Genomic DNA, 23,706 nt, shown 5'->3' with positions numbered 1-23,706 from the left:
GTATACTAGAAAGAAAGGAATGTGTTTAAAATGAAAAATTTTCATACAGGAGAAGCAACATTTATTTCACATGTACATTTGAATGTAAGCGATTTAACGAAAATGGTTCAATTTTATGAAAATGTAATCGGATTACACGTTTTAGAACAATCTGCCAACACTGCCATGTTAGGGGTAGGAGAAGAAGCATTTTTAACATTACATGCTCCGGAAGCTGTGAAACCGAAACAACATAGGGAAACAGGTTTATATCACTTTGCGATATTAGTGCCGACTGCTCGTGATTTAGGAGTAGTATTGCGCCATTTCATTAACCTTAAAATTCCACTAGGAGCAGCCGATCACATCGTGAGCGAAGCGCTCTATTTATCAGATCCAGAAGGAAACGGGATTGAAATTTATGCAGATATCGATTCGGATATGTGGACGTGGGAAAGTGGCTATGTGACGATGTCGACATTGAAGTTAGACCATGCTCAACTATTGCAGTTAAGTGAAGGAGAAGCGTGGAATGGTTTACCAGAAGGTACGAAAATGGGACACCTCCATTTACATGTTTCACAATTAGAAGATGCGCGTCAATTTTATGAAACGCTCGGTTTTCAAGTCGTTGCTGAGTTACCTACCGCATTATTCATGTCGACAGAAGGTTATCATCATCATATTGCAGTGAATGTATGGAACGGTACGAATATTCCAACTCCTGCATCAGAAACAATCGGATTGCGTGGAGCTGTTATGCAATTTAAAAATAATGAAGCTTTAGAAGAGGCTGTACAGCGTCTAAGAGAAGCTGATTTTTCTGTTTCTACCGCACAGAATGGATATGAAGTGAAAGATCCTTCAGGCAATATGTATTGGTTGAAAGGATAAGAAATAAAACAAAATGGTTGGAGGAAGATATAGATGTCTAGAAAAAGGCTACCGAAGTTACCGCCAATTGAAGAAATTCGAGAAGGAACGTATTTATGGAGTGCAGACGATAAGACGAAAAAAAACGCCAACATTACGAAATATATGAATTGGTTAGGCGAAGAAAAACAACTGAATTTTAAAAGTTATGAGCAATTATGGCAATGGTCTGTCGAAGAGATGGAAGATTTTTGGCAGTCTATTTACGAGTACTTTCCATTTGACCACGAGGAAGCATATGAGTCCGTCATGTCGACGAAGCAAATGCCGAAGACGAAATGGTTTGAAGGAGCGCATGCGAACTATGCGGAACATATTTTAAAAGATGCTGATCTTTCACGAATCGCGATTTATTCGAAGTCGGAAACGAGAACAGATGTCGTCAAAACGTGGAGAGAGTTGACGAATGACGTTTTAAAATTAGCGACGTATTTACGCGAACATGGCATTCGTAAAGGAGATCGTGTCGCAGGCTATTTGCCCAATATTTATGAAGCGGTCGTTTCACTTTTAGCGACAGCGAGTGTCGGAGCCATTTGGACGAGTGTATCTCCTGACTTTGGATTAGAAAGTGCAATGGCGCGCTTCGGACAAGTGAAACCGAAGTTAATTATCGCTGTTGGAGGTTACACATATAAAGGCATTCAGTACGATCGCCGTGAAGAAGTGCGTCAAATGAAAGCTCAGCTCCCATCAGTCGAAGGAATTATTTTCGTCCCATATGTTTTTGCAGCGCCGAAAAATGATTACATTCATTTATGGCCAGAAATTATGAATACGTCTCCGATTGCGCTCGAAGATTTCCAATTTGAACAGATGAAATTTAACGATCAACTTTGGATTTTGTATTCTTCAGGTACGACAGGAAAGCCGAAAGGGATGGTACATACACACGGTGGTATTTTATTGGAAATGTACAAGGCAAATGCTTTCCATCTCGATTTAACGTATCGTGATACGATGTTTTTCTATACGACGACAGGTTGGATGATGTTCAATTTATTGACGAGCAGTTTGTTAATGAAAGGTGCAATCGTTTTATATGATGGTCATGCGGCGTATCCAGATGAGATGAAGATTTGGGATATGGTTCAACAGACGAAGACGACGGTGTTCGGTTCAAGTCCCGCTTACATTCAATTAATGCGTAAACAAAATCAAAAGCCGAATGAAACATATGATTTTGGAAAGCTAAAGACGATTGTATTAAGCGGTTCACCTGCGAGTCCAGAAGTGTACCATTGGCTTTATGACAATGTGAAGCGTGATATGTGGGTGACGTCACAAAGTGGTGGAACAGATATTTGTTCAGCATTTGTAGGAGCTATTCCGACTGAGCCTGTACGCGCAGGCGAAATTCAAGTGCGTGCACTCGGTGCTGCAGTATTTGCGTACGATGAAATGGGTAGACGTATTTATGACGAAGTAGGAGAACTCGTCGTTTTAAATCCGATGCCGTCGATGCCGCTTTATTTATGGGACGATTCAACAGGAGCTCGTTATGAAGCGAGTTATTTCTCTGTTTATCCAAAAGTATGGAGACATGGAGATTTTATTGAAATTATTAAAGAAACAGGATCTATCATTATGCATGGACGTTCAGACTCTACGTTAAATCGTGGAGGTGTTCGAATCGGTACGAGTGAGATTTATCATGCGGTAGAAGCGAATCCTCTCATCGAAGATAGTCTCGTCGTTCACGTCGATATCGGAGACGTGAAGTCATACATGCCACTTTTCATTAAATTGAAAGGTGGAGCACAATGGACAGATGCGGCTACTGACATTTTGAAAGAGCGTATTCAAGAACAGTATACGGCGCGTCATGTGCCAGATATGGTGTACGTCGTGAACGATATCCCGTATACATTAACGGATAAAAAGATGGAAGTCCCCGTGCGTCGGATTTTGTCAGGAGAAGCTATAGAAGAGGTTGCAAACCGTGAAGCGATGCGTAATCCAGATGCATTAGTGCCATATGTTGAATTTTATGAGACAGTCATTAAACCGATGAAGGGATAAAGCGATGTGTGAGAAATGTAAACGACGATTGCAGATGTTAGTAATAGTTTTTACATTAGGATCTTTATTGTTTTTTGGTACATCATTGTTGGAGTGAAAGGAAGGGAGCGGTATTACGATAAGTAATGCCGCATCATACATATGAAAAAAAGAGCATTGACAATCGCTGGTTCTGCTGCACGAGGTGGAGCGGGTATTCAAGCGGATTTAAAAACATTTCAAGAATTAGACGTATATGGGGTGGCGGCGATTACTGCATTCGTAGCGAAGCACCCTGAAACGAATCAAGGTATTTTCCCACAGTCTGTCGAAGCGATTGAAGCACAAATTTATACGATGTTGACGGATATCGGTTGTGACGCATTAAAGACAGGGATGTTATTTACAGAAGAGATTATTGAAGCGGTCGCGTGGCAAATTAATCAAAGTGGCGTCTCATCTATCGTCATTGATCCTGTTATGATTGGTAAAATGGGGTCAAAATTGTTAAAAGACAATGCGATAGAAGCTTTGAAAGCAAATTTATTCCCACAAGCGACAATTATGACACCAAATATGTATGAAGCGGCCTATTTATTAGGTGAGTCACTCGATGCTTTGCAAGAAGAAACAGATTTAATTGACGCAGCTCGTCGACTTCATGCATACGGTTCACAATACGTTTTAGTAAAAGGAGGCCGTCTAGACGGTCCAGCGGTTGATATTTTATACGATGGTCAGTCGTTGTACCGCTATGTCGCTCCTCGTATTGATACGGTTCATACGAATGGAGCAGGGTGCACGTATTCGGCAGCGATTACAGCGGAACTTGCGAAAGGAAAACCGATGAAGGAAGCAGTATTGACAGCGAAACAGTTCATTACAGCAGGTATCGTTCACGCGGTTCCTTATTTAAATGGTCCCGGACCGACCGATCATGCGGCATATCGCAAATTTGGAGAACAAACAGTATACATGGAAGAAATTTTATAAGGAAAAGCCGAATGATGTTTAGGTCATTCGGCTTTTTCGATATGCATCATCGCTTCTGCTTCCATTCCACTCACCGAATAACCTGCTCCTTTTGCGCAAAAAATAGAGCTCGATGTAAAATGGGGATCAGCATTCGCATCGTAATGACTTGCTTCTACTACTTCTTGTTCATTGTGACAATAGTCGAAGTGAGTGACATTGAACCGCAAAGAACCGAGGCCTTTCGTAAACGAATAAAATTGCTCAGGATAACGTAAAAAACAGGCGACGGGAACGACAGCTTTGATAATGAGAGAGGTACCTCTTTGTATAGGTGCTTCACACGTTCCATGCAGTTGTTGAATGTCTGTCATTAATTTTCCGATATGTTGTTCGGGGATTGTGAACTGGATTGTGTACATCGGCTCGAGTAAGCGAACTTTCGCCTTTTCAAGACCTTGACGAACGGCTCGCCACGTCGCTTGTCGAAAATCTCCAGGTGAAGAATGCTCATTGTGTCCACGCCCTGCGATACATGTGATGGAGACATCCGCTAACGGAGCGCCTGTTAAAATACTATGGATCGGCTTTTTTAAAAGTGCATTTCGAATTTCTGTTCGATTTCCACTCGTCATATCATTCGGATGGGTTTCATCACGTACCTCGATACCAGAATTCAAAGGTGCTTGTTTGATGCGTACATGCACTTCTGCATAATGACGGAGTGGCTCGAAATGTCCGTATCCGACTGTACTTCCTTCGATGGTTTCTCGATATAAGACGATGGGTTCACCGAAAGAAATAGAGATTTGAAATCGTTCACGCACGGTTTGTTGTAATGTTTCAAGTTGAATCGGTCCGAGAATATGAATGTACAGTTCGGCGCTCTCTCGTTCCCATAATACTTGTAAAGAATCATCTTCCTCATCTAATCGACGAAAGACTTTCACGAGTTCGTGTTGTGAAGTGGTTTCGGGACCGATGACGCGCGCTCTCAATGTCGGAATAAATGTCGCTTCAACTTGTTTGCGTCCTCCTTGTAAACAGTCATAAACGGATGTGTCACGAGCTCCGAGCAACGCAACGAGTTCTCCTGCTTCCGCTCGTTGAACCGGTTGAAATCCAGCACCTCGATATGACCGCAATTGAGTAATCTTAACTCGTTCATCTCCGATAATCACTTCATCGCGTACTGCTAATGAGCCGGATTGTAATTTAATAAACGTGTTTTTTTGCCCTTGTTCGTCATAACGTATTTTATAGACGAATCCTGTCGCTTCGCCTTCTTCGTCGTAGGAAGTGGGGGAATTTGTGTGAAAAAAGTCGAAGAAGGGAAGAATGCCCTCGTCATGAAGGGCAGATCCTGAACCATAAAATAGTGTACTTTGATGTTGAATGGATTGCCGAACCGCATCATGTAAAGACAGGGTATCGTTAAAAAACGCTTCGATTAACGCTTCATTCGCTTCTACCAATTGCTCCACGATGTCGTCGTTGAAAGCTTGTTCATATGAGATGAGTGGTCGTTGTAATCGGCTGCTTGCTTCAGTACAGACCGTTTCAAAGTCCGCGTGTAGTTGATCCATTTTATTAAAGAAAATAAATGTCGGAATATGGTATTGTTGTAATAGTTCCCAAATGCTTTCGGTATGGCCTTGAACACCATCAGGAGCACTAATGATTAAAATCGCATAATCGAGCATTTGAATGGAACGTTCCATTTCGGGTGAAAAATCGAGATGTCCCGGTGTGTCAATTAAATAGTACTTTGCATCTCGATAAGTGAAAGTCGTCTCATCTGAAAATACTGTAATGCCACGTTCTCTTTCGACGGAATGATAGTCGAGGAACGCCGTTTTTTCATCGACGCGACCTTTCATTTTAATCGATTCGGTCGCAACGAGCAATTGTTCAGAGAAAGTCGTTTTACCAGCATCGACGTGTGCTAAAATACCGATTGTTTTTTTCATAAAAAGTCACCTTTTTTACTTTAGTATACGTGAAACAATATAAAACGAAAATGTTTCATATGAAACATCACTGGGGAGAGAGCTTATGCAGGAAGGGTATACATTACAAGATCGAGCTTTTTGGTTTTTAGTATTTGGATTAGGATTAGCGAGTATGTTCACTTTTTCGGCAATGTACGCAACGCAACCATTAATGCCAAAATTTACAGAACAGTTTAATGTTTCGGTGTCACTTAGCAGTATGACGATGTCTATTATGACAATCGGACTTATTTGCGGGCTTGTCGTTGTAGGGGTCTTGTCCGATCGGAACGGGCGCTCACAATTTGTGAAATGGTCTTTATTATTATCAGCCATTCCGTTTTTTATCATTCCTTTTTTGCCCTCTTTTTCACTTATTTTATTGTTGCGTTTCATTCAAGGATTCACGATGGCAGGGGTACCAGCTGTCGGATTAGCTTATTTGAATGAAGAAATTCATCCGAAATATCAAGGGCTTGCGACAGCGCTGTACATATCGTGTAATGGACTCGGTGGGATGATTGGACGTATTTTTACAGGTATACTCGCTGAGCGTTACAGTTGGGAGCTCGCTTTTTTCATTATCGGAAGTACGGGAATTGTCATTTTAGTTCTGTTAATCATGACATTGCCCAAGTCGAATTATTTTACACCGAGTGTCGTCTCTCTTCGAAAAGATATCGATGGTTTTTTCTACCATTTACGTAATCCGAAATTGTTAATGGTCTTCGGTTTAGGGTTTATTTTGCAGTTGTCCTTTACTGGTGTTTGGACGTATTTACCCTTTTATTTATCAGAAGTACCATTTTCATTATCTCTCGATAAAATATCACTCATTTATGCAGCGTACAGTTTTGGTATTATCGGAGCGCCTATTGCGGGGTATTTAGCAGCGCGATTTACTGTAAAGCGTGTGCGAGCTATCGCTTTATTCGTTTTAATCGGTGGTGTACTGTTAACATTGAGTCATTCTTTACTTATTGTCATTATTGGGATGTGCATCGTCTGTGGAGGATTTTTCACTGCGCATTCCCTTACAGCTACGACAGTGAGTCAGGAGGCAACTCATCATAAAGGGAGTGCTTCAAGCTTATATTTAATTTCGTATTATATTGGAGTAGCAGGAGGGAGTACTTTGCTCAGTCCTGTATGGGAGTATGCAGGATGGTTAGGAATTGTTATGAGCGCTTCTTTTATCCCTTTACTATACTATGCGTTTCTCCGCCTTTATCAAAGAAAACAAGGGATATAAACAATCACGCATGAAATGTAAACTACTTCATGCGTGATTGTTATTTACTCGTATTTAAACTAGCTAATTGCATTCCTTAAATAATAGAATCATTATAAAAAATTAGGAAACAAAAATTGCATTTCAAACTGGTCTTGTAATAGAAAGCTTGCAAAGTAATTCCCTTGAACGATGCTATTTTTTAAAGTTTTTACAAAATTCGCTTGTTCTTCTGTTTGTATATGATCGATAATCATTGGAATTTCGAGATTTTGTGTTAATTGATTAATGGTTTGGATTGCGAATTTATGTGTAGGCGTCAATTTTTTAACGAAACTAGAATCCAACTTTAAATAGGAAATCGGTAAAGAACTAACGGCTCCAAAAGATACATGACTTGAGCCAAATCCGCCAATTGTAATATTGAATTGTGCATCTCGTAGTTGTTGAATCGTCGTATGCAGTTCATCAGAATTGATTGAAATCTCTCCGTGAATTTCTAAGTTCAAAGAGCTTGCTTCAAGTTGAATATCTTCGATTAAAGCGATCGCATTTTTAGCGAAAAAAGGTTGTTCAAAAAGGCGGGTAGAAATTTTAAGATGCATTTGAATATTGTTGTGACCTATTTCTTGCCATTGCTTTAATTGAATCGCTGCCTTACGTAAAAACCACATGCTAAATGGTAAAATTAACCCAGCATCTTCTGCAATAGGAATAAATGCGTCTGGTAGAATGGAGCCGCGTTTTGGATGGTTCCAAATCGGAATTGCTTCCACCGCCATCATCTCATTTGTTTCGGAAGAGAAAAGCGGTTGAAATAACAATGTGAATTGTTCAATTTTTAAAGAACGCCTCAAATCCATTTCTAACAATGTCTTTTCAATCATTTCGTCACGCAATTGCTCTGTGAAAAATTGATAATTATTTTTACCCGATTTTTTAGCTAAATACATCGCAGAATCAGCATTGCGCAATAACGCTTCATATTCTTTACCATCTTCAGGAAAGACACTGATCCCGATGCTCGGTGTAACAAAAATATCATAATTGTCAATGGTAAAATTACTCGAGATTTCTTGCACGATGCGGTCTCCAATAGCACAAATATTTTCTTCATTTGTCGTAGAAATGACGAGCACATATTCATCTCCACTTAGACGAGCGACAATATCGTTTTGTCTCACACATTTTTTTAAACGTTCTCCGACTGCAATTAAAAGTTGATCTCCAATTAAATGTCCCATCGAGTCGTTGACGCTTTTAAAGCGGTCTAGGTCGATGAACATAATGGCAAATCCGTTATTTAATGACGGGCGGTATTGATTAATACGCTCATTAACTAGTTTTTCTAACAATTGGCGGTTTGGTAAAGAAGTTAGACTATCATAGTAAGCCATATAAGCAATTGTCTCTTCAGCTTGTTTTCTTTCCGTAATATCAATTCCTGTTCCGACGACTTCTGTAACAATCCCGTCGACTATAATTGGCGATAAATAAATTAAAATTGTATAGTTTAAATAAGTAAGCTCGAATTGGACTTGATGGCCGAATGAAGCGCGCAATAAGTTACGCAAAATGGTAAAACGTTCTTTTTCGCTGTAAATTTTCATAAAGTGGAGAGGATTTAAATCAGTTAAAGAAAGGTCTAGTTCTTTTAATAACTGTCCTTCTAGCATTGTAAATTGCAGATTGACTCGATTTTTCACTTCATACTTAAAAATAATATTTTGCAAATGACGTACGGTACGTTGAAAGTCATTATGTGAAGAATTTTTTTGTTCTGTAATATCGGTTTGAATGAAAAGAAATTTGGAAGGAGTATCATTAATATTTAAAAATGGAATGACAGTCGTATGTACCCTAAATATTGTCCCATTAGCATCTTGATTACAAATCTCACCTGTCCACTGCTGTCCACTTTTTACAGTCTCCCACATGTCCTCGAAAAAGCTTGGAGGATGGAAGTTTGAATCTAAAAAGTATTGTTTTTGATGTAATAAAGTATGTTTTGAATATCCGGAAATTTCACAAAAATGGTTATTTACATACGTAATGTTCCCATCTTGATCGACAACTGAAATAATAGAGGATAAATGTAAAGCCTCTTCGACTTGTTTTAAATAGTGATTTTCTCGTTTGTTTTTTTCAAATAATAATTGTTCTTTTGTAATGTCCGAGCCAAGCCATAATACTTTAAAGTCACCCGTTAATTCATTTCTTAGAACAATGCGTATGGCGTACATATAAAAAATTTCTCCAGTTTTTTTCTTTCCTTGAATTAAAGTGCTTTCAGGCTCGTCCAATGGCTTTTTCCATTTTGTAAAATGATCGAACGGGACTTCATGACAATAATTATTTAGTAGTTGTTCACGCTCATATCCCGTCATTTTTAAAAATGTTTCATTGATATCTACAAGAGTACCGTCGCTACAAACGACGATGAGATAAAATTGATCAGTGATTAATTTCAATAATTGCTCAGAGTGTTTTAATTTTGGTAACAACGGATTCACATCCTTTATATTGGATTTCACATACGATATTTAGATACAATATATCACTTTTATTTAAAATTAACAACTTTAATACTAATTATATTATATGTTTTAATTAATACCAAAGAACTATATAGGGGTGATGAAATGAAGAGAGAAAAAACGGAGAAAAGTTGGATGTTATATGACTGGGCCAATTCTGCCTATTCGGTCGTCATTACAACGGCTATTTTCCCTATTTATTATAAAAGCGTCGCTACTGCTCAAGGAGTAAATACAGTGAATTCTACAGCCTATTTAGCTTATACGGTATCTATTGCAACTTTAATATTAGCTATATTAGGACCTCTTCTAGGAGCGGTTGCGAATTATGAAGGAATGAAAAAGAAATTATTTTTCACTTTTTTCGCAATCGGTTCTGTGGCAACGTTTAGCTTAGCTTTTGTCCCTTCAGATAATTGGTTGCTATTGCTTATTCTATATGTGTTTACTGCCGTAGGATTTCATGGGGCAAATATTTTTTACGATTCATTTTTAGTTGATGTTACAACATATGAGCGGATGGATTATATATCGGCTAAAGGATTTGGACTTGGATACATCGGAAGTACGATTCCTTTTTTAGCGAGTATTGTCATTATTATTTCAGCTCAAATGGAATGGATCAGTCTTGCAGTAAGCACTGCTAGCAAGCTTGCATTCATTATTACGGCAGTCTGGTGGATAACCTTCACTATCCCGATGTTACGACATGTGACCCAACAATCAGGTTTACCGAAGCCGCCTAAAGTCATTCAAGCAAGTTTGCACACGACTTGGCACACATTGAAACAAATTCCACAGTATCGTCACGTATTTATTTTTTTAATTGCCTACTTTTTCTATATAGATGGAGTAGGAACAATTATTGCAATGTCAACAGCCTACGGTACGGATTTGAATATTTCAGCGACAACACTACTCATCGTGCTTTTTGTGACACAACTTGTGGCGGCGCCGTTTTCTATTTTATATGGAAGGTTAGCGAAGAAGTATGGACCAAAACGTATGTTATATGTAGGAATTAGTGTATATATTATCGTTTGTATTTATGCTTTCTTCTTAAAGACAGCAATAGATTTTTGGATTTTAGCGATGTTAGTCGCAACGAGCCAAGGAGGAATCCAATCACTAAGTCGTTCTTACTTCGCTCAAATCATTCCGAAAGAAAAAGCGAGTGAGTTTTTCGGATTTTACAATATTTTTGGTAAGTTTGCATCCATTATGGGACCGCTCCTCGTCGCGACGACTGCTCAACTAACAGGTTCCACAGCCTATGGAGTCTTCAGTTTAATTATTTTATTCATTATCGGAGGCGTTCTTTTAAAGTTCGTTCCGAATGTGTCAAATGCGTGAAGTAAATAAAAATTCTCTTTTCCACGGAAAATGATATATAATAGGAGATAATAGTAAATCACCATTTATTTGAAGGGGAGTGGAATGACTGATGGATAAGTTGAACATTGAATCTTTACTTTCCGTCATGAGTCAATTATTTTCGGAGGAAGTGTCCATTGGATTAACCGATCACGAAAAGTATTTGTACTATCAACCGAGCAAGCGTGTCGATTTAAAAATTAAACCTGGACAGCCTTTAAAACCTGGGACTTTAGGATATAGAGCTGTCAATGAAAATCAAAAAGTATCGGATTTCATCCAAAGAGATATGTTTGGAGTACCATACTTTGGACAAGCGGTTCCATTTGAGGACGGTCATTTTAAAGGTTGTGTTATGGCAATTTATCCTTCGTACACAGAGGGGAAATCAGTCGTCACATTAAAAACATCAGATGGATGGATTCCTGTCCCATTTGAAGACGTTCAATATATTGAAGTGAAAGATCGTAAGACGTTTGTCGTTTCAGAGAAAGTATCTGGAACACATAAAAACTCATTGCAAAACTTTGAGTTTATTTTACCGAGAACAAACTTCATTCGTTGTCACCGTTCATTTATCGTCAATGTTGAACACATTGTAGAGATATTCCCAGATACTCATTCTACTTTTGTTTTAGCGATGCGTGACGGTGCAAAAATTCCTGTAAGTCAATCATATTCAAGTTATTTCCGCAAATTATTAGGCTTCTAATTATGATATAATGAGATTCAAAGAATGAACCTCTGCGAATCTCATTTCTTCTTCATCATCACATTCCACAGCAATCTCACATTTAATTCCCATTCTGTATCAATACAGCTGATTAAAAATAAGTTCTGTATAATAACAATGAAATAGGCCTTTCAATCAAAAAACCTGTCGCTCAGACTAAATTTTTTCTTCCTTTATGCTATAAAAACGTTTTCAAGTCAACAATTGTCGCGAAAAAGGTAATATATTGTATCATATTATGTACATAGTAAATATTACGAATTTGTGAAAAAAGGGAGCAGTGATCGTATGGAAAACAAAATGGAAAGAATTCGTTTGAAGTCGTTGCAGGATTTAGTCGTTACGCCACAAGAGGCTGCATCATGGATTCAAGACGGTATGACATTGGGGTTAAGTGGTTTCACGCGTGCAGGAGATGCGAAAGCGGTTCCACATGCATTAGTGGATCGTACGCGCAATATTGACGGATTTAAAGTAAACGTTTTCACAGGTGCTTCACTCGGCTTTGAAACAGATGAAAAGCTAGCGGAAGCAGGTATCGTAAACAAACGTTTACCATTCCAAGTGGACCGTACGATGCGTGGTAAAATCAATGAAGGAGACTTATTGTTCGTCGACCAGCATTTATCGCATACAGCTGAAGTTGTACGTCAAGGAGTACTTCCGAAAATTGATTTTGCGATTGTTGAAGCATTAGCAATTACAGAAGATGGTATGATCATTCCAACGACATCTGTCGGGAACTCATCGATTTTCGTGGAACATGCGAAAAATGTAATTGTGGAAATCAACACGGCACAGCCAGATTTTGAAGGGATGCATGATATTTACGATATCGGCATGTACGGGGAGCGCGTTCCTGTACAAATGACGAAACCGAGCGATCGTCTAGGAACAGTTGGAATTCCAGTGGATCCAGCGAAAATTAAAGGTATCGTCTTCAACCATCATTTAGACTCACCATCGCCAAATGAAGGACCAGATGCAGAGACTGAAACGATGGCAGCAAATTTACTCGACTTTTTACGCAATGAAGTACGTGAAGGGCGCTTAACGAATGAATTAGCACCACTTCAAGCAGGAATTGGTTCACAAGCGAATGCTGTACTTTATGGCTTATTAGATTCAGAATTCGAGAATTTAGAAGTATATTCTGAAGTATTACAAGATGCGATGTTCGATTTAATTGACGCTGGCAAAGTAAACTTCGCATCATGTGCGTCGATTACAATTTCAGAAGAAAAAATGAAAACAGTATTCGAAAATCCAGAACCATATAAAGATAAAATTGTTCTACGCCCCCAAGAAATTTCAAACTTACCAGAAGTGATTCGTCGTATGGGACTTATCGCGATCAACACAGCGTTAGAATTTGATATTTACGGTAACGTAAATTCAACGCATGTAACAGGTACGAAAATGATGAACGGTATTGGTGGTTCGGGTGACTTCGCACGAAACTCACGCATTGCGATTTTCGTAACGAAATCAGTAGCAAAGGGCGGCGACATTTCATCAGTCGTTCCATTTGTCTCACATGTTGATCACACAGAGCACGATGTAGACGTACTCGTAACAGAGCACGGATATGCAGATTTACGTGGGCTCGCACCACGTGAACGTGCACCGAAAATCATTCAAAACTGTGCGCACCCAATGTATCGCGAGCAGTTAATGGAATACTTCAATGAAGCGTGCGAACGTGGCGGCCAAACACCACATATTTTAGAAAAAGCATTTTCATGGCACACACGCTTGAACGAAACTGGTACAATGTTAGAGCCTGAACTCGTGAGATGAAAACAAGGCAACAAAAGAAATAAATAAAACAGTTCCAAATAGAAAACAGCTTTCCAACGGGAGTGGGAAAGCTGTTTTCGTATGCTTATTGATCATTAATGAGCGGGTGTGTAATTGAGTTGCTTAAACAATGTTTGCAGTTCTTGTTCTGTCAATTCACGCCAATCGCCATATTTTAAATCTCCGAGTTCAATATTGACGATTCGCGTACGTTTTAATTTTACGACATCGTAGCCAAGTGCTTCCGTCATACGACGAATTTGGCGGTTCATTCCTTGTGTCAGTGTAATATTGAATGTTTTCGCTCCGAGTCTTGTCACTTTACAAGGCTTTGTCATTGTTCCAAGAATCGGTACGCCACTTTCCATCGTATCGATAAATTGCTGATCGAAAGGGCGATCGACCGTTACGATATATTCTTTTTCATGCCCATGTTCTTCGCGTAAAATTTCATTGACGATATCCCCATCATTCGTCATAAGCAACAATCCTTCTGAATCTTTATCGAGTCGCCCGATATGGAAGATGCGCGTCGGATAGTTCATATAATCGACGACATTCCCTTCAATATGACGTTCAGTTGTGCTCGTAATGCCTACTGGTTTATTCAACATTAAGTAAACACGTTTCGGTTTTGTTGAAATTAATTCTCCGTCCGCTCGCACTTCATCATCTTCCGAAACACGACTCCCTAATTGTGCGAGTTCCCCATTGATTGTAATACGTCCTGCTTCAATCCATTTATCCGCTCCACGACGTGAAGTGATTCCTGCCTCACTTAAAAATTTATTAATTCTCATCGTTTCACCTAACCTCTTCATAATAAGAATAGTATACCATCATTGAAAAAAGATGCGCATTCCTTTAAATAAACATTTTGGTAATAAAAGTATTTAGAAGGAAGGTTTTATATGAAGAACATTGATATGTAAGGGTTTACAAAGGATAAACTTCACATTAAAAGCCAAAATATTGATGAAATGTTGTATACTAGAATAGGAAAATGAACAGATAGGGTGATCAATATGGAAATGAAACCAATGCATGATTCGAGAACAGTATCCACACGACTCGTTTTGCCATTAGATATAAATCATCAACAAACGATATTCGGAGGTCGTGTACTTGCGTATATCGATGAGATTGCGGCGATTACCGCAATGAAACATGCTCAAACTGCTGTCGTTACGGCATCGATTGATTCAGTCGACTTTATCGAACCAGCTGTCGTAGGCGATGTGCTTGAATTAGAAGCAATCGTTTGTTCAACAGGACGTACTTCAATGGAAGTATTCGTCAATGTGCACGCTGAAAATTTATTGACAGGTGAGCGGAAAGCGATGACGCAATCGTTTTTAACACTTGTGGCGATGGATGAACATAAAAAGCCGACACCAGTAGCGGGTGTTTATCCAGAAACAGAATTTGAGAAGCATTTATTTGAAACGGCGACAAAACGTCGAGAAGATCGAAAGCGAAAGCAATTAGTGGCACATTAAATAAAAAACGCAGTAGAAATGATAAGTCATTTCACTGCGTTTTTTTTATTTATGGTTAGCCATTGTACGTGCGATTCCTGCGATATTACCGAGGATGATGAATGCGAATAGTGAGAACATGATGTATAAAAACCACATAAAACGTTCACTCCTTTTTCATAATTACGTATGTTCTTCAATTATAGCATCGAACAATAGGTATCGCAATAACTCCTATACAGAAATTGCTAGTTCCTCAAACTTATGAAAAAGGTGTGAAAACCTAATTGCGAATAAAGTATTGCGAAAAGTCAAAAATTTGTTTACGCTAAGTCAGATTGTATAGGGAGATGAGTTTGTGGACTATGTCATTTATTTTTTATTAGGTTTAGCGGGGCATTTAATCGGAACGCTCGTTGGAGGCGGAGGACTCATTAGTTTGCCGACGATGTTACTCATGGGGGTTCCGATTCATTCTGCTATAGGAGCGAATAAAGTAGGCTCTGTATTTAGCAGTTTGGCAAATGTCGTACAAATTGTGAGTCAAAAAGAAATTACGACAAAATATATAAAGAAAGTATTCATCTTAGGATTAATTGGAGGAGGAATCGGAGGCGCATTAGCTGTCATATCGACCGAGGAAGTTATGACGATGATTGCGCTGATTTTAATGATTTTCGCTTTTATGATGTCCTTTATGAAAGGGAATACATTCGGAACTAAAGTTGAACCGACATTAGATGCGAAAACCTCTGCGCAAATTATGGGAATTGGTGTTTATGATGGCATGTTTGGTCCAGGCAGTAGTACGTTATCGATTTACATGTATGCACGTCAACAACTAACATACTTTGCGTCAGTCGCTTTTACACGTACGTCATTGCTCGCTTGGTGTATCGGTTCGCTCGTTTTTTATATTTCTTCGGGAAAAATGATTTGGCCGATTGCTTTTGCGGTGAGTGGAGGAGCGGTTATCGGTGGTTATTTAGGATTGAAGCTGACGAAAGTCATTAAACCAGAACTTGCTAACTTGCTGTTGCGCACAGTGACGGTTATTTTATTGTTCCAGCTCACGATGAAAGTGCTAACGTAAAATAATATCAGCTATGAAAAACCCCTTATGAAATTCGTTTCATAAGGGGTTCAATATACTGTATTATGAGTTTTGCTTTTTGAGTAAGTCGCGAATTTCACGTAATAATTCTTCTTGTGGATCGACTTCTGGTTCTGGCTCTGGAGCTACTTCTTCTTTTTTCTTCAATTTCATCATGACGCGTAAAGCCATGAAGATTGAGAATGCAATAATTAAGAAGTCGATAATCGACTGGATGAAAGCACCGTATTTAATCGCAGCATCCCCTTTACCGAACATTAACCCTGAAAAATCGACGCCACCTAGTAATATTCCGATGAGGGGTGTAATAATATTTTCGACGAGAGAAGTGACGATTGCACCAAATGCTCCCCCGATGACAACCCCGACAGCGAGGTCAATAATATTGCCTTTAAACGCAAATTCTTTAAAATCATTCCACATAATTTTGATAGCTCCTTTAAAAAGTCAATAATACAAAATTGTATACCCCTGTTCATTCAGTTGCAAACGAAATTCATAAAATCATTGAAATTTAAAAGAATTCAAGAGAAATGTAAGAGAACTAATAGAAAAGAAGTTTCTTATTTTTTCATCGTTTCAAAGAGTGAGTAGTGTGGGAGATAGTGAATCGCTTGACCTTCATAAATGATCAAAAAGTCATCCGTTTCAAAGAAATGAATCGGATTGTTAAACATATCTTGTACGATGACATGCTCGGATGAAGTGTAGGCTTCTTGGATTTGATCGATGACAGCTTGCTCATCCGACATTTGTTCGAAATTGGCATCGTATTGAGTGATGTACGCTTGCTGTAACGGAACCGAAAAATTAGCTTCTTCTACAGCGAGTTTCATCATTGGAGATGTGACATTACCTCGCTCACGTAAGGCATTCAAAATTCCTTCGTCCAAATAGCGGAACGGTTCGTACGTGTCGCTAATCGTATATACGCCTTGCACATCTCGGTCAGCCCATTGTGTATCTATAATGATTGCGTCATCTTGTTCAGTGCCATTCGTAATTTTAATTGCTTCTCCTGGTGTTTTACCGATTACTTTTAAAGCGCCTTGTTCTAAATCAGCTCCACCGCAAGCTGTTAAAAGAAAAATAAACGCTAAAATTGGGAAGAATCGTTTCATGATGATGTTCCTTTCTGTGAGAGAAAGACACCTCTCGGCTTGAGAGGTGTCCAATCTTAATTAAAATAATTTGATGTTATAAGCATCTAAAATATATTGTGGGATGATGAAGCGCGCTGTCATTAAAGGGTCGACAACTTGGCTAATTTCCGCTTGCCCCGCAGCGCTCATCAATACCGTCGCATCCGCTAATGAGAGTGATGCGCATCGTGCTAAAAAGTGGACAGCTTGCTTTGTGCTTAGCTGTACAGCTTCATCCAATGTTTCAGCAGAGACGATAAAGGCGAGGCCATTCTCATTTTCAATGATCGGATGTTCAATCGATTGTTCTTTAATAACTTCTAATGTGACCGTCGCTTTTCCTGGAACTTCAACGCCAGAGCCACCGATTTCACCGTCGCCCATCGCCGCATGGAAGTCGCCTAATGCAAAGAGAGCACCTTCTGTGAAGACAGGGAAGTAAATGGTAGCACCTTCTTTAATAAGTTTCGTATCCATATTCCCTCCGTGCTGGTGTGGCGTTCCACAAGAGATTGGTTCGCCTTCAGGAGCGACTCCGATCACGCCAATCATCGGGTTGAGTGGGATGCGTAATTGATTGTCAAAGATGACTTCATTGTTTTCAATCGGTAATACTTTGAGTGACATTTCATCGAGTTCATCTCCGAGCATCCCGAGTCCTTTCCCTGTTGCGAGCACTCCTTGTGAGCCGATTTCAAGACGATCAATCGTCACTTTTAAGACATCTCCAGGCATCGCTGAATTTACATAAATAGGACCTGTCGCTGGGTTAATGCGGTTCCAGTCGAGTGCATCCATTTGAGTGTCACTCGATTGAATTTGGTTTTCGAAGCAGTCGTACGTTTCAATTTCAACAGTAGCGCCACTATCTACAGTCAAAATCGGTTCATTGTCTTTACTAAACGCATAAATGGCATTGTTCGTACAAGCTAACTTGTGCATATTTTGTTTCCCCTTTCGAAGTGAATGATACTTCTAGTGTACCAACGAAAAGCTACAATTGCGAATGTTCATACTGTTTTTCGACGTGTTTTTGATAAAGACGATAAACAGTTGTCGCAGTGAGTAAAAGAGCACTACTTGCGAACAATCCCCCAATAATATCGCTAGGATAATGGACGCCTAAATAAATACGACTGATCGCAATCGCACTCGTCATAAACAAAGCGAAAGTGAAAAGGAGTATGCCACTTTTTATTGTGTGAAGATATTGCCACAATAAATAAGCGATTAAAAAATAAAAGCTAAGAGCCATCATCGTATGGCCACTCGGAAAGCTAAATCCGCCAATTTCAGTCAGACGATGAATGAGTGGGCGTTCTCTTACATAACTATGTTTTAGTAAAGCGTTGAGTAACGCATTTCCAATCATTGTCGTGACGAATAGGATGAGTTGTGGTGTTTGGTGATAGCGATATAGCGCGAGCGTCATCACAACAGAAAATAAGACGACTGTCCATGCGTCGCCAATCGTCGTGAACGTGAGCATCACATTCGTGAGCCAAGGTTGTTCCCATCCTTGTATGAACTGAATGATCATATGATCGAATGGCAAAATACGTTCAGATTGTACATATCCGCCGAGTTGAAGGAAAGCAAAAGTAAAAAAGAGAATAAAAATCATCGGTGTCATTAAAAAGAATGTTAGTTGTCGCATCGTATTTCCTTTCTTGTGTGAGCAAAATGGTCAATGTATGGTGAAAGCGCGTGTACAATGGAGATAAATACATATAAACAGGTGATAGATATGTCAGCAATTATGAAACAAATTAAATCAATTCCAGCGTGGCGAGAGATTTTGGAGCAATCGAAGCAGTCACCCCAAATTATTTTCAAATTTAGTGCAACTTGTGTTGTCAGCCCGCCCGCACATAAGCAAATGTCGGCGTTTATGAAAAAAAGTGATGTACCCGTCCACCTCGTCATCGTGCAAACGGATCGTGCCGTTAGCGATGCGATTGAAGCGGATTTAGGCGTGCGTCATGAATCTCCTCAAGTGCTCATTTTAAGCGGTGGTCGTGCTGTTTGGCAAGCGACACATTACAAAATTAAAGAGCGCGATATACGAAAAGCAATCAAACTATACGCGTAATAAAAAGACAAGTGTCCTGAGGGAAGGACGACTTGTCTTTTTTAAACAAATTGTTTTCTCATGCGAGAACTGGAGATGCCCAACGCTTCTCGGTATTTTTGAACGGTACGTCGTGAAATTTTAATTTCATATTGCGAAGAAAGATGCGCAACAATTTGTTGATCTGAGAGTGGCGCTTCTGGATTTTCTTGTTCGATACAACGTTGGATTAAATGTTGTACTTTGGTGCGCGATACGGTTCCGGTCGCAGTGTGAAGTTTCGGTTGGAACAATTGTTTGAATGGATAAAGGCCATGTGGTGTTTCAAGCCATTTATTCATCGTCACTCGACTGATTGTAGATTCATGAACATTTAACTGTTCAGCGACCTCACGCATTGTGAGTGGTTGCAGCTCTGTTTCTCCTTGTAAGAAAAAAGGGCGTTGTCTTTCAACGATATGGGTCATAAAGCGATGCAATGTTTCATAGCGCTTTTCTAAGCTGCGTTTCAGCCAAAAATAACGCAATTGTTGATCGCGCACAAATTGTTTCGCTTCCTGATCATATTGGTGCCAATGTTCTGGTTGGTGAAATGTAATCGTCGGCGCATAGGTCGGGTGTATGGAGAAAAATAGCGCCTCACCATCTCGTTCAATGATTACATCAGGAATGAGCGTATCAACTTTTTCATACGTGTCGATTTGACAAGGATAAGGTTGTAATGTGCGAATCGCTTGAATCGCTTCCAACACATCTTCTAGAGTAACTTCGCATTTTGTCGCGATATATTTTAATTGTTGTTTCGCAAGATCTTGTAAATGATATTGAATAATTTGAAGAACGAGTTTTTTATTAGAAAATTCTGCTTCTTTCGCTTGGAAATATAAACATTGTTCAACAGACATCGCTCCAATACCAGGAGGACCTACTTGTTGTAGTAGCGTAACTCCTTTTTCAATAAGTGGACGTTGAAGTGGAACAGCTTCTAAATCTAAGTATCCGTTCGATTGAATGTAAGGAAGTAGTGCGAGCACGAGTTGTTGCTCTTGACGGTTGTGAAATTGAAGTCTGACGAGTTGTGTTAGTTCATCGTAGCTAATGCTATGATCCCCAAATTGTTCTGATGACGGCTCTACCCACTGAGGTTCATTTAACTCAGCCGATTTTGGACGATGAGAGCGTGTTCGCTTAAATTGAATTGTAATTAAAGGAGAACGTTCATTTTCCTCTGCGAGTAAATCATCCATTTCATCAATAGAATAATGAAGCATGTCGATCGCTTGACGAAGTTGTGGTGTCATCGTTAATTGCATTTGCTGTTTCGCTTGTAAAGAAAGTTGCATAAAAAATCCCCTTTCGTCCGTAAGCGTTTACATCTCTCCGAATAAATTCCCCTCTACTTCTTAATTTATCACGAAATGAAAAAAACTCCTACCCTTTCTGAGTAGGAGTGTGAAAATATTAAGATTGACAAAGGACTGTTAATTCAGTAGGGAAGCTAGAAAGTACTTCACATTCCCCGTTTTCGTTAATGTAGACTGTATCTTCAATTCGAATGCCACCCCATTCAGGGATATAGATACCTGGTTCAATTGTAAAGACGTATCCAGATTGTGCGATTTCTTCATTGTTGCCGTGTACGGAAGGCTCTTCGTGAAGGCCGATGCCTAAACCGTGACCGACACGGTTATTAAAGTATTCATTGTATCCTGCATCCGCGATGACTTGACGCGCTGCGCTATCGAATGATTTTAAAGGTGCATTAGCGCGCACTGCTTTTATGCCTGCTTCATTGGAAGCTTTCACGATATTGTAGCGTTCACGTTGCTCTTCAGAAGCTTCGCCAATGATGAATGTACGCGTAATGTCAGAACAGTATCCGTCTTTAATAACACCGAAGTCGATCAACAAGAAGTCTCCTTTTTGCATCGTACGCTCTCCTGGTGAACCGTGTGGAAGCGCGGCTTTCTCTCCAGTTAAAACAATTGTGGAGAATGAAGGGCCATCCGCTCCAAATTTACGCATGAGCATTTCGAATTCGCTCACGAGTTCAAGTTCTGTCATACCGATATATACTTTTTTCAAGCCTTCTTCTAAAACTTGTTCGATAATGCGTAGAGCTTCGCGAAGTTTTTCGATTTCTTCTGCACTTTTACGTTTACGTTCATCGTTGATAAATGGTTGGATATTTTCAACTGCGACTCCTTTGAATGTCTCTATTAAAAGCAAGTAACGTTCATAATTGACAGCGCGTGCCTCAATACCGATTGTTCCAGAAAGTGTAGGCATATGTGTTTTGACGACTTCAAATGGCAGTTGGTCATCTGAAATCGGTACGATATTGTCGAGTTGACTAGCAAGTGCTGCTGCATCTTTATCTAGAGCAGGCACGAAAAAGTAAGCTTCATCTTTTTCGACATCGATAAAATAAGCCATAAAGCGTTCGTGTGGGTCTGATAAAAAGCCTGTGTAATAAAAAATATTTTCAGGATCGTGAATCATTGCAACACGAATGTCGTTTTGTTTTAAATATTCAATTAATTTAGCGCGACGTGTTTCATAAATCGTCATGTAGATTCCTCCTCCATTAGTATATAAAACTAGTATGCCATAGCCTAATTAAAAATGATATGGTCATTCTTCGGATTTCGAAATAATTAAAAGGTCCGCATTTTAAAAAGTATAAACTTTCGATATGATAGAGAATGAAAAGGGGGAAGGTAGATGTTTGGAATCGCAACAATGGCAATAACAGCTCCTTTATTTTTTCTGATTATTTTGAGAATAGATGCTTTACGCAGTATGTTTTACAGTTTGTTGCTCGTTTCGCTATCAGCTTATTTCATTTGGGGAATGGAAAGTCGAGCAGTCGCTGCTTCTAGTGTGCAAGGAATGTACAAGGCTACATATATTGTCGTTATTTTATTCGGAGCGACGATTTTAGTCCATTTACTACAACAGACGAAAGCGATTGAGACGATTCAGCAAAGTTTTCAATCCGTTTCACAAGACCCACGCATTTATATCGTTTTAATCGCGTTTTTATTCGGTTCATTAATTGAAGGAATCGCAGGTTTTGGAACACCGGTTATCATTATTGGCCCTTTGCTCGTTGCGCTTGGCTTCAAGCCGTTGAGCGCCGCTGCTTTAACTTTAATTGCGAATCGGACGAGTTCTCAATTTGGAGCGGTCGGAACGCCGATATTTGTCGGATATAGCAATGTGACGGAAGCGAGTACGTCTTATTTTCAGCAATTATCGTTTGAAATCATTATACTAGACGCCTTACCGACGTTACTTACACCGTTAGCATTAATTTATATGTACAATCGCTTTTTCGCATCTGAACATAAAGCGATGCGCCCTTACATCATTTGGTCGCTATTCATCGGACTTAGTTATATGTTATTTTCTCTCTTATATGTTCAATTTTTAGGGTTAGAGTTCGTTTCAATTTTGACACCTTTGACGATGATTGCGATTGCGGTATTTACGATTAAACGAGGAATTTTTTTACCGAAATCAAAATGTAAAGCGCCGCTAATTTATAGTCGTCGTCAATTAATAGGAGCGTGGTCACCATATATTGTGATCGTTTTATTGTTAGGGGTGACGAGGTTACTACCGCCTGTGCAAGAAATAATTCAGTCATTATTACGCATTGAACATCGTTCCATTCTTGGGGTGGAAGCAATCGATGGCAATCTCTCTATTTTCTATTCACCAGGCATTATTTTAATGCTTGCTAGTTTGATTGGGTTACTTATTCAAAGGCAACCGCTAAGACTATATCAGGCGGCCATTCAACAATCGTTTAGAAAAGTAGGGAAGGCTGCATTAACTTTGTACTGTACGTTAATACTCGTACAAATTTTTACTAATTCCTTTATAAATAATAATAATTTACCGAGCATGCCTCAATATGTGGCGGATGTCATGATTGGACAGTTTGGTGGAGTTTGGTTATTCGTTGCCCCTTTTCTCGGACTACTCGGGACGTTCATTACTGGAGGAGCGACCATTTCAACATTGACATTCGCTTCGATACAAGAAAGTGTAGCGATTGACCTTAGCTTGCCAACGAAGCTTATTCTCGCCCTTCAAATGACAGGGGCCACGACAGGCACGATGGTTTCCATTAATAATGTCGTGACGGCTTCCGCTGTGCTCGGATTGTTAGGGAAGGAAGGACAAGTATTATTGAAAACGATCATTCCTGCAGTGCTTTATTTAGTATTCACGACTGTTTGTGCGTATTTAATATTATTTATTTTTAAGTAATATATGACAGTTGTCATGTCGTTATGATGACAACTATGTCTAGGATGATTTCTTTCGCTTCGATAAGAT

20 protein-coding genes are annotated in these 23,706 nt (G+C 39.4%); 11 read left to right on the top strand and 9 right to left on the bottom strand.

The features are described from left to right. Nucleotides 1–30: 30 nt before the first annotated feature. The 3 genes from IRY55_RS12105 (at nucleotide 31) to thiD (ending at nucleotide 3,906) form a co-directional block, all read left to right on the top strand. The gene (locus IRY55_RS12105) at nucleotides 31–873 is read left to right on the top strand and encodes a VOC family protein (RefSeq protein ID WP_194563590.1); all 843 of its coding nucleotides are present in this window, start codon (nucleotides 31–33) and stop codon (nucleotides 871–873) included. Nucleotides 874–906: 33 nt separating this feature from the next. Next, nucleotides 907–2,934: an acetoacetate--CoA ligase gene (locus IRY55_RS12100; protein ID WP_194563589.1), complete on the top strand. Its 2,028-nt coding sequence runs from the start codon at nucleotides 907–909 to the stop codon at nucleotides 2,932–2,934. Nucleotides 2,935–3,075: 141 nt separating this feature from the next. Further along, nucleotides 3,076–3,906, top strand: a complete 831-nt coding sequence (gene thiD, locus IRY55_RS12095; RefSeq protein WP_194563588.1) for a bifunctional hydroxymethylpyrimidine kinase/phosphomethylpyrimidine kinase — start codon at nucleotides 3,076–3,078, stop codon at nucleotides 3,904–3,906. Nucleotides 3,907–3,929: 23 nt separating this feature from the next. On the opposite strand, the gene IRY55_RS12090 is transcribed toward thiD, so the two are convergent. Then, entirely contained in the window at nucleotides 3,930–5,855 is a 1,926-nt protein-coding gene (locus IRY55_RS12090) for an elongation factor G (RefSeq protein ID WP_194563587.1), read from the bottom strand. An 85-nt stretch (nucleotides 5,856–5,940) separates the two neighbouring features. Between IRY55_RS12090 and IRY55_RS12085 the strand changes: the two genes are divergently transcribed. Beyond that, the gene (locus IRY55_RS12085) at nucleotides 5,941–7,128 is read left to right on the top strand and encodes an MFS transporter (RefSeq protein WP_194563586.1); all 1,188 of its coding nucleotides are present in this window, start codon (nucleotides 5,941–5,943) and stop codon (nucleotides 7,126–7,128) included. A 92-nt stretch (nucleotides 7,129–7,220) separates the two neighbouring features. On the opposite strand, the gene IRY55_RS12080 is transcribed toward IRY55_RS12085, so the two are convergent. Continuing rightward, nucleotides 7,221–9,611: a bifunctional diguanylate cyclase/phosphodiesterase gene (locus IRY55_RS12080; RefSeq protein WP_194563585.1), complete on the bottom strand. Its 2,391-nt coding sequence runs from the start codon at nucleotides 9,609–9,611 to the stop codon at nucleotides 7,221–7,223. A 138-nt stretch (nucleotides 9,612–9,749) separates the two neighbouring features. Here IRY55_RS12080 and IRY55_RS12075 point away from each other — a divergent pair, with 138 nt between their 5' ends. From IRY55_RS12075 to IRY55_RS12065, 3 genes are all read left to right on the top strand, one after another. After that, nucleotides 9,750–10,997 carry an MFS transporter gene (locus tag IRY55_RS12075; RefSeq protein WP_194563584.1) on the top strand — a complete coding sequence of 416 codons (1,248 nt, stop codon included), beginning with the start codon at nucleotides 9,750–9,752 and terminating at the stop codon, nucleotides 10,995–10,997. A gap of 91 nt (nucleotides 10,998–11,088) precedes the next feature. Further along, the gene (locus IRY55_RS12070) at nucleotides 11,089–11,730 is read left to right on the top strand and encodes a LytTR family DNA-binding domain-containing protein (protein WP_194563583.1); all 642 of its coding nucleotides are present in this window, start codon (nucleotides 11,089–11,091) and stop codon (nucleotides 11,728–11,730) included. A 309-nt stretch (nucleotides 11,731–12,039) separates the two neighbouring features. Next, nucleotides 12,040–13,551: a succinate CoA transferase gene (locus tag IRY55_RS12065; RefSeq protein ID WP_194563582.1), complete on the top strand. Its 1,512-nt coding sequence runs from the start codon at nucleotides 12,040–12,042 to the stop codon at nucleotides 13,549–13,551. 95 nt (nucleotides 13,552–13,646) lie between these two features. Here the strand turns inward: IRY55_RS12065 and IRY55_RS12060 are convergent, their stop codons facing one another. Then, nucleotides 13,647–14,351, bottom strand: coding sequence for a pseudouridine synthase (locus IRY55_RS12060; protein ID WP_194563581.1), 705 nt, complete (start codon nucleotides 14,349–14,351; stop codon nucleotides 13,647–13,649). Nucleotides 14,352–14,576: 225 nt separating this feature from the next. Here IRY55_RS12060 and IRY55_RS12055 point away from each other — a divergent pair, with 225 nt between their 5' ends. Beyond that, entirely contained in the window at nucleotides 14,577–15,050 is a 474-nt protein-coding gene (locus IRY55_RS12055; RefSeq protein ID WP_194563580.1) for an acyl-CoA thioesterase, read from the top strand. A 337-nt stretch (nucleotides 15,051–15,387) separates the two neighbouring features. Continuing rightward, nucleotides 15,388–16,122, top strand: a complete 735-nt coding sequence (locus IRY55_RS12050) for a sulfite exporter TauE/SafE family protein (RefSeq protein WP_194563579.1) — start codon at nucleotides 15,388–15,390, stop codon at nucleotides 16,120–16,122. Nucleotides 16,123–16,185: 63 nt separating this feature from the next. On the opposite strand, the gene mscL is transcribed toward IRY55_RS12050, so the two are convergent. From mscL to IRY55_RS12030, 4 genes are all read right to left on the bottom strand, one after another. Next, entirely contained in the window at nucleotides 16,186–16,566 is a 381-nt protein-coding gene (mscL, locus tag IRY55_RS12045; RefSeq protein ID WP_194563578.1) for a large conductance mechanosensitive channel protein MscL, read from the bottom strand. Between the two features lie 140 nt (nucleotides 16,567–16,706). Further along, nucleotides 16,707–17,264, bottom strand: coding sequence for a hypothetical protein (locus IRY55_RS12040; protein ID WP_194563577.1), 558 nt, complete (start codon nucleotides 17,262–17,264; stop codon nucleotides 16,707–16,709). A gap of 60 nt (nucleotides 17,265–17,324) precedes the next feature. Next, nucleotides 17,325–18,227: an acetamidase/formamidase family protein gene (locus IRY55_RS12035; protein ID WP_194563576.1), complete on the bottom strand. Its 903-nt coding sequence runs from the start codon at nucleotides 18,225–18,227 to the stop codon at nucleotides 17,325–17,327. Between the two features lie 52 nt (nucleotides 18,228–18,279). Beyond that, the gene (locus tag IRY55_RS12030; RefSeq protein WP_194563575.1) at nucleotides 18,280–18,942 is read right to left on the bottom strand and encodes a phosphatase PAP2 family protein; all 663 of its coding nucleotides are present in this window, start codon (nucleotides 18,940–18,942) and stop codon (nucleotides 18,280–18,282) included. A gap of 90 nt (nucleotides 18,943–19,032) precedes the next feature. Here IRY55_RS12030 and ytxJ point away from each other — a divergent pair, with 90 nt between their 5' ends. Continuing rightward, the gene (ytxJ, locus tag IRY55_RS12025; protein ID WP_235961137.1) at nucleotides 19,033–19,377 is read left to right on the top strand and encodes a bacillithiol system redox-active protein YtxJ; all 345 of its coding nucleotides are present in this window, start codon (nucleotides 19,033–19,035) and stop codon (nucleotides 19,375–19,377) included. 41 nt (nucleotides 19,378–19,418) lie between these two features. Here ytxJ and rpoN read toward each other — a convergent pair whose 3' ends face one another. Both rpoN and IRY55_RS12015 read right to left on the bottom strand, forming a co-directional pair. After that, entirely contained in the window at nucleotides 19,419–20,699 is a 1,281-nt protein-coding gene (gene rpoN, locus IRY55_RS12020) for an RNA polymerase factor sigma-54 (protein WP_194563573.1), read from the bottom strand. A 118-nt stretch (nucleotides 20,700–20,817) separates the two neighbouring features. After that, the gene (locus tag IRY55_RS12015; protein ID WP_194563572.1) at nucleotides 20,818–21,927 is read right to left on the bottom strand and encodes a M24 family metallopeptidase; all 1,110 of its coding nucleotides are present in this window, start codon (nucleotides 21,925–21,927) and stop codon (nucleotides 20,818–20,820) included. A 153-nt stretch (nucleotides 21,928–22,080) separates the two neighbouring features. On the opposite strand from IRY55_RS12015, the gene IRY55_RS12010 reads away from it, so the two are divergent. Next, entirely contained in the window at nucleotides 22,081–23,637 is a 1,557-nt protein-coding gene (locus tag IRY55_RS12010; protein WP_194563571.1) for an L-lactate permease, read from the top strand. Nucleotides 23,638–23,706 lie beyond the last annotated feature (69 nt).

Source organism: Savagea serpentis (assembly GCF_015351395.1).
Classification (GTDB): Bacteria; Bacillota; Bacilli; order Bacillales_A; family Planococcaceae; genus Savagea; species Savagea serpentis.
Note: the sequence above shows the minus strand (reverse complement) of the source record. Positions and strands in the feature narration are given on the sequence as shown.